This window comes from Microbacterium paraoxydans (assembly GCF_019056515.1).
Taxonomy (GTDB): Bacteria; Actinomycetota; Actinomycetes; order Actinomycetales; family Microbacteriaceae; genus Microbacterium.
The window spans coordinates 1,324,011-1,340,208 of record NZ_CP064873.1; the positions used below are offsets into that span (position 1 = coordinate 1,324,011).

Annotated in this window: 18 protein-coding genes; 9 read left to right on the top strand and 9 right to left on the bottom strand. The window is 71.1% G+C overall.

The window, feature by feature from the left end:
- Positions 1-31 precede the first annotated feature (31 nt).
- Positions 32-949 (bottom strand): alpha/beta fold hydrolase, encoded by a 918-nt coding sequence (locus IZR02_RS06200; protein ID WP_025103086.1) that lies wholly within the window; start codon positions 947-949, stop codon positions 32-34.
- A 177-nt stretch (positions 950-1,126) separates the two neighbouring features.
- Here IZR02_RS06200 and IZR02_RS06205 point away from each other — a divergent pair, with 177 nt between their 5' ends.
- From IZR02_RS06205 to IZR02_RS06215, 3 genes are read left to right on the top strand one after another with little or no spacing between them, the layout of a single operon-like run.
- The gene (locus IZR02_RS06205) at positions 1,127-1,603 is read left to right on the top strand and encodes a carboxymuconolactone decarboxylase family protein (RefSeq protein ID WP_025103087.1); all 477 of its coding nucleotides are present in this window, start codon (positions 1,127-1,129) and stop codon (positions 1,601-1,603) included.
- On the top strand, positions 1,600-2,331 hold the full coding sequence (locus tag IZR02_RS06210) for a tyrosine-protein phosphatase (protein WP_025103088.1): 732 nt from the start codon (positions 1,600-1,602) through the stop codon (positions 2,329-2,331). Before IZR02_RS06205 ends, IZR02_RS06210 begins: the two co-directional genes overlap by 4 nt.
- Positions 2,332-2,364: 33 nt before the next feature.
- A complete protein-coding gene (locus IZR02_RS06215) occupies positions 2,365-2,835 on the top strand; it encodes an SIP domain-containing protein (RefSeq protein WP_025103089.1) in 471 nt (156 codons plus the stop codon).
- Position 2,836: 1 nt separating this feature from the next.
- On the opposite strand, the gene IZR02_RS06220 is transcribed toward IZR02_RS06215, so the two are convergent.
- From IZR02_RS06220 to IZR02_RS06240, 5 genes are all read right to left on the bottom strand, one after another.
- On the bottom strand, positions 2,837-3,280 hold the full coding sequence (locus IZR02_RS06220) for a hypothetical protein (RefSeq protein ID WP_025103090.1): 444 nt from the start codon (positions 3,278-3,280) through the stop codon (positions 2,837-2,839).
- On the bottom strand, positions 3,277-4,080 hold the full coding sequence (locus IZR02_RS06225; RefSeq protein WP_025103091.1) for an arginase family protein: 804 nt from the start codon (positions 4,078-4,080) through the stop codon (positions 3,277-3,279). The genes IZR02_RS06220 and IZR02_RS06225 overlap by 4 nt, the downstream gene beginning before the upstream one ends.
- Positions 4,081-4,143: 63 nt before the next feature.
- Positions 4,144-4,887 carry a PspA/IM30 family protein gene (locus tag IZR02_RS06230; protein ID WP_025103092.1) on the bottom strand — a complete coding sequence of 248 codons (744 nt, stop codon included), beginning with the start codon at positions 4,885-4,887 and terminating at the stop codon, positions 4,144-4,146.
- A 59-nt stretch (positions 4,888-4,946) separates the two neighbouring features.
- Positions 4,947-6,941, bottom strand: a complete 1,995-nt coding sequence (locus IZR02_RS06235; protein ID WP_051582183.1) for a TPM domain-containing protein — start codon at positions 6,939-6,941, stop codon at positions 4,947-4,949.
- 92 nt (positions 6,942-7,033) lie between these two features.
- Positions 7,034-7,330: a hypothetical protein gene (locus IZR02_RS06240; RefSeq protein ID WP_157544445.1), complete on the bottom strand. Its 297-nt coding sequence runs from the start codon at positions 7,328-7,330 to the stop codon at positions 7,034-7,036.
- A 586-nt stretch (positions 7,331-7,916) separates the two neighbouring features.
- On the opposite strand from IZR02_RS06240, the gene IZR02_RS06245 reads away from it, so the two are divergent.
- From IZR02_RS06245 to IZR02_RS06260, 4 genes are read left to right on the top strand one after another with little or no spacing between them, the layout of a single operon-like run.
- Positions 7,917-8,756, top strand: coding sequence for a DUF3097 domain-containing protein (locus tag IZR02_RS06245; protein WP_217316581.1), 840 nt, complete (start codon positions 7,917-7,919; stop codon positions 8,754-8,756).
- A gap of 41 nt (positions 8,757-8,797) precedes the next feature.
- Positions 8,798-9,523, top strand: a complete 726-nt coding sequence (gene trmB, locus IZR02_RS06250; protein WP_025103096.1) for a tRNA (guanosine(46)-N7)-methyltransferase TrmB — start codon at positions 8,798-8,800, stop codon at positions 9,521-9,523.
- On the top strand, positions 9,520-10,371 hold the full coding sequence (locus IZR02_RS06255; RefSeq protein WP_025103097.1) for a CPBP family intramembrane glutamic endopeptidase: 852 nt from the start codon (positions 9,520-9,522) through the stop codon (positions 10,369-10,371). The genes trmB and IZR02_RS06255 overlap by 4 nt, the downstream gene beginning before the upstream one ends.
- A gap of 39 nt (positions 10,372-10,410) precedes the next feature.
- Positions 10,411-11,487 carry a DNA polymerase IV gene (locus IZR02_RS06260; RefSeq protein ID WP_025103098.1) on the top strand — a complete coding sequence of 359 codons (1,077 nt, stop codon included), beginning with the start codon at positions 10,411-10,413 and terminating at the stop codon, positions 11,485-11,487.
- 1 nt (position 11,488) lies between these two features.
- On the opposite strand, the gene IZR02_RS06265 is transcribed toward IZR02_RS06260, so the two are convergent.
- Genes IZR02_RS06265 through IZR02_RS06275 form a run of 3 tightly spaced genes read right to left on the bottom strand, consistent with a single transcriptional unit; the run spans position 11,489 to position 13,192 of the window.
- The gene (locus tag IZR02_RS06265; protein WP_025103099.1) at positions 11,489-11,890 is read right to left on the bottom strand and encodes a RidA family protein; all 402 of its coding nucleotides are present in this window, start codon (positions 11,888-11,890) and stop codon (positions 11,489-11,491) included.
- A 43-nt stretch (positions 11,891-11,933) separates the two neighbouring features.
- Positions 11,934-12,767 carry a mechanosensitive ion channel family protein gene (locus IZR02_RS06270; protein ID WP_025103100.1) on the bottom strand — a complete coding sequence of 278 codons (834 nt, stop codon included), beginning with the start codon at positions 12,765-12,767 and terminating at the stop codon, positions 11,934-11,936.
- 38 nt (positions 12,768-12,805) lie between these two features.
- Positions 12,806-13,192, bottom strand: a complete 387-nt coding sequence (locus IZR02_RS06275; protein WP_025103101.1) for an SHOCT domain-containing protein — start codon at positions 13,190-13,192, stop codon at positions 12,806-12,808.
- 183 nt (positions 13,193-13,375) lie between these two features.
- On the opposite strand from IZR02_RS06275, the gene IZR02_RS06280 reads away from it, so the two are divergent.
- Positions 13,376-15,046 (top strand): SulP family inorganic anion transporter, encoded by a 1,671-nt coding sequence (locus IZR02_RS06280; protein WP_051582184.1) that lies wholly within the window; start codon positions 13,376-13,378, stop codon positions 15,044-15,046.
- A gap of 106 nt (positions 15,047-15,152) precedes the next feature.
- Entirely contained in the window at positions 15,153-16,133 is a 981-nt protein-coding gene (locus IZR02_RS06285; protein WP_025103103.1) for an FUSC family protein, read from the top strand.
- The last annotated feature ends 65 nt before the right edge of the window (positions 16,134-16,198 follow it).

A 16,198-nucleotide genomic window follows, 5' to 3' on the forward strand; every position in this document is an offset into this window, starting at 1 on the left:
GGATTCGGCGCGGCGGACGTGGAACGGAGCGTCATATTCCGGCCGCGGTCGCCGAACCGACGAGCAGGGCGAGGTCTCGGGGCGCCGTCTCCTGCACGTTGTGCGTGGCGTCCATCGCGACGACCCGCGCTTCCGGGAGGCGGTGCTGGAACTCCTCCGCGTCGGCAGCGCTCACGAAGCCCCGCTCGGCGCGGACGAGCGTGACGGGCGCGGTGACCGCCGCCAGATCGTCCCAGCCGGTCTCATGCAGGACCGACGGCGCCGTCGGGGTGCCGGGGTCGTGGGCGGCCAGAGCGGTGGCGGCGAGGTGGGCGAAGTGGTGCTTCCACTCGACGCGGCCGTCCGCGCGGACACGGGTGTTGAGGAAGACACCGCGCTCGGTCTCGGGGCGAGTGCCACCGAACCCCAGGGCCATCGCCTTGTCGACGAGCTCGTCGCGGGTCGCGAAGTCCGTGGGCCCGGCGTAGAACTCCCGGAGCGCCGCGGGGCCGGCGGACACGTCGATCCCGGGCGTGATGTCGACGATGATCAGAGCGGCCACGAGGTCCGGCCGCGCCGCGGCGACGGCGGCGCCGGTGAGACCGCCGAGCGACTGTCCCACCAGGATCTGCGGTGCGGAGACCCACGCGTCCAGAGCGGCGACGACGTCGGCGGCGAGGGTGCGGGGGGAGTAGTCCGCGTCGTCGCGCCAGGAGGAGTCGCCGTGGCCGGCGAGGTCGATCGCCAGGAGCGGCTGCCCCAGCGCCAGCGCCGTCGTGTCCCAGGTGTGGGCGTTCAGACCGGCGCCGTGCAGCAGGGTGATGCGCGGCGGCTCGGACCCGAAGCGCAACCCGCTCACGACGCGACCCTCGGGGAGGGGGAGCGTCAGGCGCTCCACGGTCGGAAGCGGAACGCCGAGCGCGTCGGCCTGCGCGGGAAGATAGGAGAACTCGCTGGTGTCGATCGCCACGCGGCTATTCTGCGCCCCGTTTCGACCTCGCGGGAAATGCCGGAGCAAACTGACAAGATGTGAGGGGGATTAACAGGGCGATATGCAGCAGGATCGCGCCTAGAGATTGGCAGCGTGCATTTCGGTGAGGCCGGTCCCACGCCGTCTCCCGCGCCCGGCGCCGAATATCATGGAGGTATGACCGAACAGCGCGTGCACCTGTCCAAGACGGAGCCTGCGGCCTATCAGGCCCTCGACGCCTTCTCGAAGACGGTCGGCACGATCTGCGCCGAGAATGGGATCGACGACCGCCTGAAGGAGATCGTCATGATCCACTGCTCGCAGCTGAACGGCTGCAGCTACTGCACGCGGGTGCACGTGGACCGGGCGGTCGCCGCCGGGCTGGACGTCGACACGATCAGCCAGATCGCCGTGTGGCGGGAGAGCGGTGTGTTCAGCGATCGGGAGCGTGCCGCGCTCGAACTGGCGGAAGCCTTCACCTTCATCGCGGAGGACGGCATCTCGGACGAGGTCTACGACCTGGTCGGGAGTGTGTTCACCGAGAAGGAGTACGCCGCGTTGAGCTGGGCGTGCGTGTCGATCAACGCCTTCAACCGCATCGTCATCGCCGGGCGCTACCCGGTGCCCCCGCGCGGCCCCCAGGCGGGCGCGTGACGATCCTGGACGTCGAGGGCGTCACGAACGTCCGCGACGTCGGCGGGATCCCCGCGGAGGGTGGACGCATCCGCCCCGGCGTCCTGCTGCGTTCCGGCCAGCTCTCCACGGCGACCACGAACGGCGCGGCGCTCCTGCGGGCGACGGTGCGTCACATCGTCGACCTCCGCGACGGGGAGGAGGTCGCCGCGGAACCGAGCGAGATCGAGGGCCCGGAGACGACTCACCTGCCGCTGTTCCTCGGGTCCGTGCGCTCCTTCTTCGAATCCGATACGAGTCTCGACGACCTGTACCTGCATCTCCTGGAGGAGAGCGGGGAGCGCCTGGTCGCCGCTGTCCGGGTGATCGCCGCGGGCGAGCCGACCCTGGTGCACTGCACGGTGGGCAAGGACCGCACGGGCGTGACGGTCGCGCTGGCGCTCTCGGCGGTCGGCGCCGATCGTGATGCCGTCATCGCCGACTACGCCCTCACCGAGTCGCAGCTGCCCGCCGAACGGTCGCGGCGCATCGCCGCCTATCTGCGGAGCCAGCACCCTGAGGCGCTGCACGCGGTGGATCTGGCCACCCGCTCGCCCGCCGAGGTGATGCGTCGCCTGCTGGCCCAGGTCGACGAGCGGTGGGGGTCGGCCGCCGGCTACCTGCGTGCGAACGGCATGACAGAGGAAGAGCTCACTGCGCTGCGCGAGGCCCTCGTCGAGCCCGTGACGGAAGAAGGCGTCGAAGGTTAGGCAAGCCTTCGCTTGGTGTACAATGGGATCACCATGGACACCACGCTCGACACCCGAGGCACGCGTGCGGCTCGCCGCGCGGCGCGCCGTCGCGCACACCACCTGGTGACCGCCGACGAGCACTCCCTGCTCGACCTCGAGGCGTTCCTCGCGACCCTCCCGCTGTGCGCGTCCGGTCGCATCTTCATCGAGGTTCCCGACGTCTCCGACATCGGCGTCATCCATGCTCCCGGTCGCATGACGGTCACCTGGCTCGCCCGCTCCGCCCGCTCCGGAGCCCCGGGAAGCGGTCGCGGCTGCGCGCCAGGGCAGGCCCTGGCCCGAGCCACCTGCGCATGGGCCGACGAGATGCTCGTCGACGACGAGGTCGAGACGCACGTCACGCTGCTCGGGGGCTACCTCGGCACGGCCGACATCGTCGAGCACCTCACCGACCGCCTCGGCGTGGCCGTGAACCGGATCCGCGTGCCGGAGCGCTTCGGACTGCTCCCCGTCGAGGGCTGAGTCAGCGGGGGCGGCGCACGTAGTTGCCGTCTTCCAGCCCCGCTTCGATCTCGAAGCGGTTCCGCAGCGGGTCGCGTCCCGCGAACAGATAGAGCACCGGCATCAGGAAGCCGTAGCGCAGCCACTGCTGCTTGTGCACGGCCTCGTGGCGCAGCACCGCGTCCGTGGGCCGCGCGTCGCCGGTGAGGAAGCACCCGCCCACGCAGACGCCGCCGCGGTGGAAGGTCCATCGGGGCATGCCCCGGAACACCCAGAGACCGCCGCGCCGTTCGATCGGGCCGGTGCTCCACAGAGCGCCCCAGATCCAGCCGACGGCCGTGCCCCAGAGGTAGCCCAGGCGGCTGATCGGGGAGCGCAGCAGGAAGGAGGGGATGCGGCGGTCCGACCGTCGTCCGCGGGCGAGGCGTTCCGCCGCGACGGCCTCCCACCCCGGCGCCGGGCTCACGCGACGGCTCCGACGAGACGCAGGATCGCGCCGAGGTCGTCGACGGCGTCGGCCGGCGTGCGAGGGGCGAAGCCCGCGATGGTCGCCCCGGCGAGGGGGACGCGGCTCCGGAGCTCTCGGATCGCCGTGCTCAGGGACGAGGGGGTCACGCCGAAGGGCACGGCGGCGGAGACTCCGGTGAACGACGCCGGGTCGAGGACGTCGACGTCGATGTGCACCCACACCCGCTGCGCCCCTGTGGCCTGCACGGCGTCGGCGAGCGCCGCCGGGTCGTCCAGATCGGCCACCCCGAGATTCCGGAGGCGGTCCCATTCGCCGGTCTCGGCCTCGTCGAGGTTCCGGACACCCACGGTGACGACACGATCCCGGGGGATGCCGGGGGACAGGGCGAGCTGCGGTTCTCCCTCACCGAGGACGGCACGCAGCGCCATGCCGGAGAAGGCCCCGGACGGCGAGGTGTCCGGCGTGTGCAGATCGCCGTGCGCATCGCACCAGACCACGGCGAGGTCGTCGGTCCCGCCGGGGAGCGTGTCGAGTGCGGCGACGGTGATGCTGCAGTCGCCGCCGATCAGCACGGTTCCGGCTTCGAGATGTCCGGCGACGAGCTCCCGCGTACGTGCGAGGGCGCTGAGCCGCCGGACGCCCGTGCCCAGCGCCTCGCCGGCTTCGACCGGAACGTCGAGGACGGTCGTCGCCGCACGCGGCAGATCGCCGGCGATCGCCGACGCGCCGTCGACGAGGAGCATCGCGCGCGCGGCGGGTGAACCCTGCCACTGCGGCACGACCAGGAAACGCACCATGGGAGACCTCCCGGAGACGGAACCGCGGATGCCCGGGCGTGCGCCCGGGCATCCGCGTCGGTGTCAGTTGCCTTCGAGCGCCTGGCGCGGCGCGGTGCCGCCGGCCTTCAGCTCGGCGAGGCGCGCCTCGACCTCGGTCAGCTCGCCGAGATCCTCGAGGCTCTCGAACTGGGCGTCGAGGCTCGACGCGGCCAGCTCCGCCTTGCCCTGGGCGAGAGCCTCCTGGCGGCGGACCTTGTCCTCGAACCGGCCGAGCTCGCTGGTGGGGTCGAGCACGTTGATGGAGCTGACCGCGTCCTGCACCTTGGTCTGCGCCTCGGCGACCTTGGCGCGGGCGAGCAGCTCGCTGCGCTTGTTCTTGAGCTCGTTGAGCTTGTCCTTCATGCCGTTCAGGCCGCTCTTGAGCTTGTCGACGATCTCGGTCTGGGCCGCGATCTGCGGTTCGGCGCTCGTCGCCTCCCGCTCGGCGCTGATCTGGCGCTGCAGGGCGATCTTCGCGAGGTTATCGAACTTGTCGGCGTCGGCGGTGTTGCCCGCGCCGCGCATCTCGTCGGCCTTGCGGCTGGCAGCGAGGGCCTTGTTGCCCCACTCGTTGGCCGCCTGCACGTCTTCCTCGTGGTCGCGCTCCAGCAGCCGCAGGTTGCCGATGGTCTCCGCGATGGCGGACTCGGCGTCGGCGATGCTGTTGGTGTAGTCGCGGACGAGCTGGTCGAGCATCTTCTGCGGGTCCTCCGCAGAGTCCAGGAGGGCGTTGATGTTCGCGCGGACGAGGGTGGAGATCCGTCCGAAGATGGACTGCTTGGTCATGCGTGGTTCCTTTCAGAGGGGCGTCTTCGAGAGCTTGGCGTATGTGTCTGTGCGGGGGATCAGAAGCGTCGACCTCCGGAGCGTCCGCGTCCGCCGCCGCGGGATCCGCCTCCGCCGAAGCCGGAGCTGCGGAAGCCGCCCGAGGAGCGCCAGCCGCTGCTGCGCCGGGACGAGCCGCCGCCCCCGCCGCCGGCGAGCAGTCCGCCGATGATCCCGCCGAGGATGTCCCCGCCGATGCCGGAGCCGCCGGAACGGGACCCGGAGCCGCCGAAGACTCCGCCCCAGCCGTCGTCCGGATAGCCGCCGGGGGTGTATGCGCGGAGATCGGCCTCCGCGGCGGACGTGGCCTGGCGCGCGAGGTCGAGGGCGCGCTGGGCCTCGGCCAGGGCGTTCTCGACATTCGACGTGCGCAGGGTGAGGGCCTGGGTCAACGCGGTGTCGGCGGTCGCCAGGCGCGTGCGGGCGGTGGAGCCCACGGTGCCGCGGCGCGTCTCGATGAACTCCCGGGCGGCCCGGATCTCGGAGGCCGCCTGGGCCAGGGTCTGCTCCAGGAGCTGCTGGGCCCGTCGGGCGCGCTCCACGGCTTCGTGTCCCTGCGCGATCGCGCCGTCGATCTGGGCGTTCGCCGCCGTGAGGGCGTCGAGGGCCCGCTGCGGGTTGCGTGGCGTGGCGACGAGGTCGGCCTGCGCCGTCTGCAGCTGTGCGGTCACCGTGTGGGACGCACTCGCCAGGGCGCCGGTCGGGTCGGGCAGCTGCGCCGCCGCAGCCACATCGCCCTGGAGCTCGGTGACGAGCGCCTGCGCCTGCGCCTCGACCCCGGTCAGCTCGGTGCCGAGCGCGGTGATCGCCTGGACCAGCTGCGCGGCCTGCGCCACGGCCTGCTCGGCCGTGCGGATCGCGAACGCCGCCTCGCCCGAACGTCCGCTCGTCAGCGCCTGTGCTGCGGCATCGATCGCCCGATCGGCCAACGCCGCGCGCTCCTGGGCCTGCGCCGGGTTGTCCGTCACGGTGCTCAGGGCGGCCGGGTCGTAGGTCGCGGTGAGAGCAGCGAGGGAGGGAGCGGCCGAGGCGAGGAGCGGCGTCAGGTCGGCGCGCTCTCGTCGCACCCGCTCCAGCTCCTTCGGTGCGTTCTGCTCGAGCTGGCGCAGCTCGTCGAAGGCCTCGGTGTTGTCGTCGAGGATCTCGTCGATCTCGTCGGCCAGTCTGATGATGCGGATGTGCCACGCACGGCGGTCGTGGACGGAATCCTCGATCTCGTCGTCGAGCTTCTGCCGGAGGTCGAACGCCTCGGCGATCTTCGCCTTCGCCTCGTCGATGGCGCGGGAGAACTCCGCGGTCGCGCCCTCGCCGTACTGCGCCACGGCGAATCCCAGCTCCTCCCGGCTGGAGGTGATGGCGTCGTCCGCGCGCACGAGCGCGACGCCGGCCTGTTGCTCGACCTGGGCATCGGTGAGCGTGGAGAACGGATCGGCGGGATCCGGGGTCTCCGGCATGGCGCCTCGCTCGCGGATGGCTGCGGTGCGGCGTGCGCGTCGGACCAGAGCGACGACGAGCCAGACGAGCAGGGCGGCCGCGACCACCCCGACGACGATCAGCGTGACGCGGAGCGCTCCGGCGCCCCCGTCCCCCTGGATCTCGTCCGCGGCCAGCGTGATCGCGCCGACCCAGTCGCCGTCAGCCGCGAGGGGGACCATCTTGTCCTCGATGCTGTCGAGCTGGCTGAAGCTCACCGGGCCGTCGGGTGCAGCGGAGATGTAGTAGCTGCGCCCTTCGACCGCGATCGCGAGGAGATACTGCTCGGTACCGATACCGTTCTTTTCGGCGACCGTGTCTGCCCAGGCGGGGCCGTCGCTCGGTTTGGTGAATTCGTCGACGAGCACCACGAATAGGTCGGTGTTGGAGTTGGCCGTCAGGTCTTTGAGCCTGGCTTCTACCGTGGCTTCCTCATCGGCGCTGAGAACGTCGGCTTGGTCGGTGACGTATCCGGAATCGAGCGTGAGCGGATCAGTTGCGAAAGCGGCGGAAGCACTGAAAACTCCCGTCACGGCGGCCATGGCAAGTGCAGCCAGCGTAAGCCACCGTTTCGTCATCGTGTTCCCTCCGACTGGCAGCAGAGCCCCATGCCATGAGTCTATGCGTTGATGAACTACCCCCGCATTGCGAGGAGGGCCTCGGCGTTGGGATCTAATCGCGGAGTCGCGTCCCACAGTGCAACAATCGGCTCATATCGCTTGATGAAGGCGTGGTAGTTCAGCCGCCCGAGGGAGGCCAGACGCTCGTCGGACAGTGGTTCTCCGGCGAGAAGTTGGTCGATCGCCTCTTCTGCTTGCGACGCCTGAATCAACAAGCAGAGGTCGTCGAAGAGCTCTCTTGTGTGACCCATGTCCTCCCATGGTCGCAGGCCTGCTTCGGGCGCGGGCAGGTTCCATGTAGATTCGCGCATGTCAGAAATGCTGTCCTCCTGGCCGGCAGCGGGTGGGGCTAAAGGGCACCGATGCTGAACCGATGATTCCGTCAATCTTCACTCGCACCATTACTGAGCCTGCGCCGCTCGGCCAAGTTGACGTGATGGTACCCGTGGAGCCGATCCCGAAGCTCCCATTCGTGGAGACGTTTGAGGTCCGGTGCCAGGCTCCGTTGTTCACCGAATAGTACGCAGGTAGAGAGGCGTTCTTTCGCGCTCCGTCCGTGCTGCCGTGAAAGGCCACGTAGTGGCCGCCATTACTGGCTGTGCACCGCTGCCCCCAGACCAGTATCTGGAACCGCGAGCACTGAGATTGACAGGATAAGGGCAAGAGCAGCAGCGATCCCGCCGCGCCTTTTGCGCTTAGAAGCTACGAGATCCGAAACGAGTTCCATAATGATTCCCCTCACTGAGAGCTGGAAGCTAATGAGTGAAATGTTAGCGAGGGAAGCCGCGAGTGGCTGTAGGGCAAATGGGGGACAGAAGCGAGTTGCCTAGTCCGACGCGACAACACTCGCGCACGTTTCGGCGTTCGCCCTCAGCGGAGACACATACGCTGGAAGGCATGGACGACAGGTACGGATCCGACGTGCTGGCAGCGGGCTGGCGCGAGCGCGGCGTGAAGCCGGTGCCGCAGGTGCCCGCCGAGGTCGACCTCGTGGTCGAGGTCGCGGCGGACGGATTCTGCGGCGCCGTGACGAAGGTGCAGGGCGGTGCCGTGGAGCTCGAGGACCGCGTCGGGCGACGGCGGCTGTTCCCCCTCGGCGGCGGCTTCCTCATCGACGGGGCACCGGTGCGCCTCACGGCGCCGGCGGCGTCGGCACAGGGCCCTCGTCGCACCGCCTCCGGCTCCTTCGCCGTGGCGGATCAGCGGGCGCGGACGGCGCTGCCCAGCCGCATCCTCGTCGAGGGGCGGCACGACGCCGAGCTCGTGGAGAAGGTATGGGGGGCCGACCTGCGTGTCGAAGGCGTCGTCGTCGAGTACATCCAGGGCGTGGACCTCCTCGACGACCTCCTCGCGGCGGAGCCGCCGAGTGCGCGCCGGCGGTACGGCGTCCTCGTCGACCATCTCGTGCCCGGGTCGAAGGAGTCCCGTATCGCCGAGGCGGTGGCCCGCGGACCGCACGGTCGCCATGTCCGTATCGTCGGACACCCGTTCGTCGACGTCTGGCAGTGCGTCACCCCTCGGGCCCTCGGCATCGCGGCGTGGCCCGAGATCCCGCGCGGCGTCGACTGGAAGACGGGCATCTGCCGTGCCTTCGGCTGGCCGCACGAGACGCAGGCCGACACGGCCAGGGCCTGGCAGCACATCCTGTCGAAGGTGACGACCTACCGCGACCTCGAGCCCGCGCTCCTCGGCCGGGTGGAAGAGCTGATCGACTTCGTCACCGAGCCCGCGGGCTGACCGCGTCCGGCGGCGGCGGCCCCGGCGGCTACCCTGGATCCATGCCCGAACCGCGTACCTTCCGCGACGAGCCGGTGTCCTTCGTGCGTCGGAGCGGCCGGATGTCCGAGGCGCAGGAGCGCGCCTTCAGCGACCTCGCCCCGCGCTATCTGCTGGATGTCCCGCGCGCCGTGGCATGGACCTCCGTGCACCCCGAGGCGCGGTTCGACGTCGCCGCCGAGTACGGCAGGGAGGCGGACCTCTTCGTCGAGATCGGCTCCGGCCAGGGGCATGCAATCGTCGCCGCCGCATCGAGCCGGCCGCACGACGACTTCCTCGCCGTCGAGGTCTTCCGCGCGGGCCTCGCCCGGACCATGCTCGACGCCGACCGTGCGGGTGCACAGAACCTCCGCGTCGTGGAGGCCAACGCGCCGGAGGTGCTCTCCTCGTACCTGCCGGAGGCCGCGGCGGCCGAGGTGTGGATCTTCTTCCCCGATCCGTGGCACAAGAAGCGCCACACGAAACGTCGTCTGGTGCGGCCCGGATTCGGTGACACGGCGGCCAGGGCGCTGCGCGACGGCGGCCTCCTGCGGCTCGCGACCGACTGGGAGGACTATGCGCTCCAGATGCGGGAGGTGCTCGACGCCGAGCCCCTGTTCGAGCGGGCCTTCGAGGGCGACTGGGCCGAGCGGTTCGACGGTCGGGTCATGACCGCGTTCGAGCGGAAGGGTCTCGCGAAGGGGCGCGATATCCGCGACCTCGTGTACCGCCGACGGGATCGTGCATGACGCAGGCCCCTCCGAGCGCGCCCGTGGGGGTGCGCCTCGTCCCGGCGGCGCTGGTGTGTGCGGCCGCCCCGGCCTTCTTCGTCGTGGCGTTGCCCTGGCTCGGTTGGCTGCTGCTGGCGCTGGGCGTCGGTGCCGCTCTGTTCGTGGAGCGCCGCGGCGAGCCGCTCACCGGGGCCGACGGGTCCCGGCAGCCATCGCTCACGCGAGACCTCTCGCTGATCGCGCTCGGCATGCTCATCGTGAGTGTCATCCCGCTCGCGGCGGAGCTGGACAACCTGGCCATGCTGCGCTTCACGCTCGCGCTCGGCGGCGCGGTGCTGGTGCCGTATCTGGTCTCGCGGTTCGTCTATCGCGACCGGGCGATCCGGTTCCCCTGGCGCACCGGGCAGCGCTGGGGAGTGCTCCACTGGGGCTGGCTCGTCGCGGTGCTGGTGCTCGGCTGGCTGATCCTGCCCTTCTACTTCATCACCAGCGGCGTCTATCAGAACTGGCCCGTGGTGGACACGCCCGATCTCATCGCGCGGCTGTTCGTCGGCGTCGGCGCCGTCGGCATCTGGGATGAGCTGTTCTTCATCTGCACCGTCTTCGCGCTGCTGCGGCGCCATTTCCCCGATGCGCTCGCGAACGTGCTGCAGGCCGTCGTGTTCGTCTCCTTCCTCTGGGAGCTCGGGTACCGCGAATGGGGCCCGCTGCTGACCATCCCGTTCGCGCTCCTGCAGGGATTCATCTTCCTCCGGACGCACTCGCTGGCCTACGTCGTCACGGTGCACCTCCTCTTCGACGCGGTCGTCTTCGCCGTCCTCGTCCACGCCCACAACCCCGGGCTCCTGCCGATCTTCCTCGTGTGACGGGGTGACTTCCCGGGCGTCAGCGGCCACACTCGATGCATGGCCGAGTGGGTGCTGCACGTCGACATGGATCAGTTCATCGCCGCGGTCGAGGTGCGGCGTCGGCCGGAGCTGGCCGGGCGGCCGATCATCGTCGGGGGCCGCGGTGATCCGACCGAGCGGGCAGTCGTCTCGACGGCGTCGTACGAGGCGCGTGCGTTCGGCATCGGGTCGGGGATGCCACTGAAGATCGCGGCGCGCAAGGCACCGGAGGACGCGGTGTTCCTGCCGGTGGATCACGCGGAGTACGAGCGGGCCTCCGAGGAGGTGATGACGGCGTTGCGGACCCTGCCGGACGTGGTGCTGGAGGTGCTCGGATGGGACGAGTGCTTCCTCGGCGTCGCGACCGACGATCCGGAGGGCGTCGCGCGGGCCGCGCAGCGGGCGGTGGAGGAGGCCTCGGGCCTGCACTGCTCGGTCGGCGTGGGCGACAACAAGGTGCGCGCGAAGATCGCGACGGAGTTCGGCAAGCCGCACGGCGTCTTCCGGCTGACCGCCGACAACTGGTTCGCCGTGATGGGCGACCGGCCCACCCGCGATCTCTGGGGCGTGGGGCCGAAGGTGCAGAAGCGGCTCGCGGCACACGGCATCGCCACGGTGCGCGAACTCGCGGCGGCGGACGAGGAGACCCTCGTCACGGAGTTCGGCCCCAAGATGGGGCGGTGGTATCTCGGCCTGGGCTCCGGGCTGGGGCCGCGGATCGTCGACGACACTCCGTGGGTGGCTCGGAGCCACAGCCGGGAGACCACGTATCAGCAGAACCTCACGACACCTGAGGCGGTGCAGGACGCGCTGCGGGAGCTCGCGGGACACGCGTTCGACGACTGCGCCGCCGAGGGGCGCCCGGTCATGCGGGTGCATCTCAAGGTGCGGTACGCCCCGTTCGAGACGAGGACCTTCGGCCGGAAGCTCCCGGCTCCCACGGCGGATCGAGAGGACGTGGTCGCGATGGCGCTCGCGCTCGGTGAGACTCTCGACCCCGCCCGGGAAGTGCGTCTGCTCGGCGTCCGTGCCGAGATGACCATGCCCGACGAGCCGGACGGCGTCGAACGCACCCCCGTGCGCGGTCGCATCTGACTCAGTCGCGGATGGTCGCGGCGATCGCGCTCACCTCGATGAGGGCTCCGGGCACGCCCAGGCTCGCCACCCGGGCGGCGGTGACCAGTGGCGGGGCGCCGTCCCTGGCGAGGGTGGCGGCCACGGCGCCGTACGCCGCGCGCAGATCGGCATCCTGATCGATGAGGATGGTCCAGCTCACGACGTCGTCGAGCGTCGCCCCCGCCGACTCCAGCGCGACCCGGGCGTTGTCGAGAGCGCGAAGCGCCTGCGCCCCCACGTCCGGGGAGACGACGGCGCCGGAGGCGTCGACGCCGTTCTGCCCTCCGATGTAGACGGTGGTCGCGCCAGGAGGGATGACGGCGGCATGGCTGAAGGCGGGGCTGCGGACGAGGTCGTCCGGCTGCAGGAAGGTGATGTCCATGCGCAGATCATGCCCGAGGGCACCGACATCGCGCACCCCGTTCTCACACGGCGTCGGACGGCACGAGGGGTGGCGGGGCCGGGACGCTGGTGACCGTGCCGGTCGTGCCGAGAGCGCCGAGGGCGTCGAAGACGGCGACCACGACCGCGGCGCTGACGAGGGCGCCGTGCAGCGGGTGGTGCCAGAACTGCAGGCGGGCGATCAGCCGGTCTCCGCTCACGCCGACCACGAGCGCCCGCACGCCCTCGTGCCGGTGCACGCCCTCCGCCGTCCGCGCGGCGTCGACGAGCGGTGCGAGCACGCCGTCGATCCCGGTCGTCCCGTCCCGTCGCACCCTGACCTCCACCTCGCTGCGCCGGGCTCCGCGGGTGGAGTCGTTGACCACGGGGTCGGAGAGCAGCCGCGCGTTGGGGATGTGCAGGGTGCGCCCGTCGACCGTGTGCAGGATCACCGCGCGGGCGTTGAGCTCGGTCACCGTCCCCGCGATCACGGAGTCCAGCGCCTCCACGACGATCTCGTCTCCGATGCGGACCGTCTGCCGTGCCTGCAGCAGCACCCCGGCCGCGAAGTTGTCGGCCACACCGCGGAGGACGAGGATCGCGACGATGCCGAGGATGACGACGATCGCGAGCAGGGGCTGCACGTTGGCGCCGAGCATCGCGAGCGCGATGCCGAAGCCCAGCAGGAGGATGGCGTAGCCGACGAACTGCGCGATGGCCGTCCCGACGGCGGGGGAGATCCCGGGTGCACGCCGGAGCAGGGCGATGGTGCCCCGGCGTGCGAACCGCGAGATGATCCAGGTGGCGAGGGCGACGAGCAGGGCGAGCAGGAGCTGCCACCAGTCGATGTCGGTGGGCAGCAGATCCTGCACGTCCATGCCGCGGGCTCCTCGCGATGGTGGGGCGGGCCCTGGGCCTACTGCAGCGCCTTCGCCTTGATGAGGGAGTACTCGTCCGGCGTGATGGTGCCGGCGTCCAGGAGCGCCTTCGCCTTGGCGATCTCCTCGCTCGGGCTGCTGCCGGCGACCTGCTGGATGTAGGCGTTCGCGGCCTCTTGTGCCCGACGGGCCTCGGCGCTGCTGCGTTCGGCCATGCCGTTGCCGCGGGCGATGAGGTAGACGAGGGCGGTGAGGAACGGCACGAAGATCAGGAAGAAGATCCACACGGCCTTCCACCAGCCGCTCAGCTTGTGATCGCGGAACAGGTCTCCGATGATCGCGAACAGAGCGAAGAGATACGCGGTGAAGGCGAAGATCCACAGGAACCACCAGATGATGTCCCAGAACGATGCCCAAAATCCCATGACTGCTCCTTTCTCGGTGCCGCCGTCGCCGGGGGCACGCTCGGACCATACCGGCGGGCGCGGTCGCTGCGCACCGCTTCCGTCGGGAGTTCACCCGGGTGACTCACGGCCCGTCCGGTGTCCCCGGAGGGTCGCTGCGGGAGCGTCGGCAGTACGCTTCCCTCGACGGCGGAGGGAGCCCCCATGAGCGCAGCGCGCAGACCGTCCTGGCTGCTGAGCACGCTGGACGGGTACCAGCGCCGCTGGATCGTGCGCGACGTGCTCGCCGGCCTCTCCGCGGGCGCCGTCGTGGTGCCGCAAGCCATGGCGTATGCGACGATCGCCGATCTCCCGGTGCAGGTCGGCCTCTACACCTGCATCGTGCCGATGCTCGTCTACGCCCTTCTGGGCGGCAGCCGGGCGATGAGCGTCTCGACGACGTCGACCATCGCCACCCTCACGGCGACCACGCTGGTCTCGGCGGGGGTCGCCGCGGGCGCAGACGACGCCATCGGGGCGCTCATGATGCTCACCCTCCTGGTGGGGGTGGTGCTGCTGCTCGCCCGGGCGTGCCGCCTGGGCTCGCTCGTCGAGAACATCAGCGGGGCCACTGTTCTCGGGTTGAAGATCGGGGTCGGGGCGACGGTCGCCGTCGGGCAGCTCCCGAAGCTCCTGGGGGAGACCTTCGACTTCTCCGGCCACGGATTCCTCCGCTCGCTGGTCGCCGTGGGAGAGGCGCTCGACAGCGTCAACGTCCCGACGCTCCTCGTCTCGGCCGGGTCCATCGCCACGCTCCTGCTCCTCAAGCGGTTCGCCCCTCGGGTGCCGGGAACCCTCGTCGTCGTCGCGGCCGGCATGCTGCTCGTCGGGGTCGGCGGGATCGATGATCTCGGGGTCGACCTCATCGCCCCGGTGACCGGCGGTCTGCCGGTCCCCGGGATCCCGGACCTGTCCGCGGCCGCGGCTCTCGTGCCGGGAGCGCTCGCCATCGCCGTCATGGCGTTCCTCGAGTCCGCCGCCGTCGCGCGCAGCCTCCGTCAGGCGACGGAGCCGCAGATCGACAGCGACCAGGAGCTCTTCGCCACCGGCGCGGCGAACACGGTCGGCGCGTTCTTCTCGGCCATGCCCGCGGCGGGGGGATTCTCGCAGAGCGCCGTGAACCAGGGGGCCGGAGCCCGCTCCCAGCTGGCGACGCTGACCACGGTCGCGCTCGCCGTGGCGGTCGCGCTCTTCCTCGCCCCGGTGCTCAGCCTGCTGCCCGAGGCCACGCTCGCGGCGATGGTCTTCACGGCGGTGGCCGGACTCGTCAACATCCCGGAACTCGTGCGGTGGGCGCGCATCAGCCGGATCGACTTCTGGGTCGCGACGGCCGTGGCGGCGATCGGGCTCACCGCGGGACTCCTCCCCGCTGTCGCCGTCGGGGTGGTGGTGACCCTCGTGCTCGTCCTCCGGGAGCTCAACATCCCTCGGATCCGGGTGGTGGGCAGGAGGGGGAGCGCCCTCGGGGTGGAGCCGGAGCGGGGCCTGTACACGGCGAACGCGCTCGCCAACCAGCGGCTCATCGTCCAGACCGTCTCGGCTCAGGCCGAGCCGGTCCGGACGCTCGTCCTCGGGCTGCCGCAGCAGGTGGTGATGTCCATCACCGTGCTCGACACCCTCGAGGCGCTCGACCGGGAGCTGTCCCAACTCGGCGTGCTGCTCCACCTCGCGGCGGTGCCGGAGGCGGCGGCGGCCGTCGCGGCGCGGACGCCGTGGTACTCCGGGCTGGTGGAAGCCGGCCGGGTGCACCCCACCGTCGACATCGGGCTCCGGGCCGCTGCGGATCGGGAGGGGAGCGGAGGCGTTCACCCGGGTGAAGTGGCCGACGAGCGGTGACGTGCGGTTATCGCCTGCCTAGGCTGACGGCACGGAGGATCCGAGGGGCGATCGAGAACGGGGAGCGCATTCCCGACCGCAGCCGGAGCCGGAGAGCGAGACGGTGATGGCGGCGCGCGGGGGACTGACCTGGCGGTGGTCGCGGTTCGGTCTCGGCCTCCTGTACGCGGTGCCTTCGATGGCGGTCGCCCCGTTCGATCCTGCCGTCGCCCTGGCCCTCAGCATCGGCGTCCTTCCCGCGGCCGCCATGGGACTGCCGGCGCGGCGGCGGGCCCGGTCGGCGATCCCGGTGCTCGGGACGCTGGTCGCGCTGGGGCTCCTGCTCGGCGCGACCCTCGCGCTCGCACCGGTCCTCGCCGTGCCCGCCCTCGCGGTGCTGGCGGTGCTGGCCAGCATGCTCGCCGCCCGCGAGCGTGCCGGCCCGCTCGCGCTGACCCTGGTCCTGCCCATGGTCGGGCTCGGGTTGAGCTTCCCTCTCTCGGCGACGACCATCCTCCTGGCGGGCGCGATCGTCGCGGGTTCGGTGTACGCGTGGCTCATCGCCCTGCTGTGGCCGGAGCACGGGGCGGGCGCGCGGGTCCCGGCCGCCATGCCCAAGGGACGAGCTCTGCTGGTCTACGGCGTCCTGCTGGGTGCGGCCGCGGGGACGGCCGCCGCGATCGGCTTCGCGACCGGGGTCGAGCACGTGGGCTGGGCGACCGGCGCCGTGCTGCTCGTGATGCGTCCGGTGCGCGGGCAGCTCGTCCTGCGCAGCGTCGGTCGGGCGGCATCGGTGCTCATCGGGGCCCTGGCGGCCGCCGGTTTCGCCCTGCTCTCTCCGAGCGGCGTGGTGGTCGCACTCGCGATCGGTGTCGTGGTGGGCGGCCTCGGCGCGGTCCAGGAGAGTCGGTGGTACGTCGCGCCGGCCTTCACGACCTTCCTCGTGCTCTCCCTGCTGCTGTCGACGTCGGACGAATCGCCGACGTCGCGGTTCCTGGAGCGGACCCTCGAGACGCTGCTCGGTGTGGCTCTCGCCCTGTTCTTCGGCGCCCTCGTGCCGGCGCTTCTCGCGATGCGGCGGCCGTCGCGGGCGGACGTCTCCGAGTGAGCCCCTCTTGCGGGACCGCTCCCACCTTGCAATAGACTGCCCGCGAGGGGGAGCAAGATCGAAAT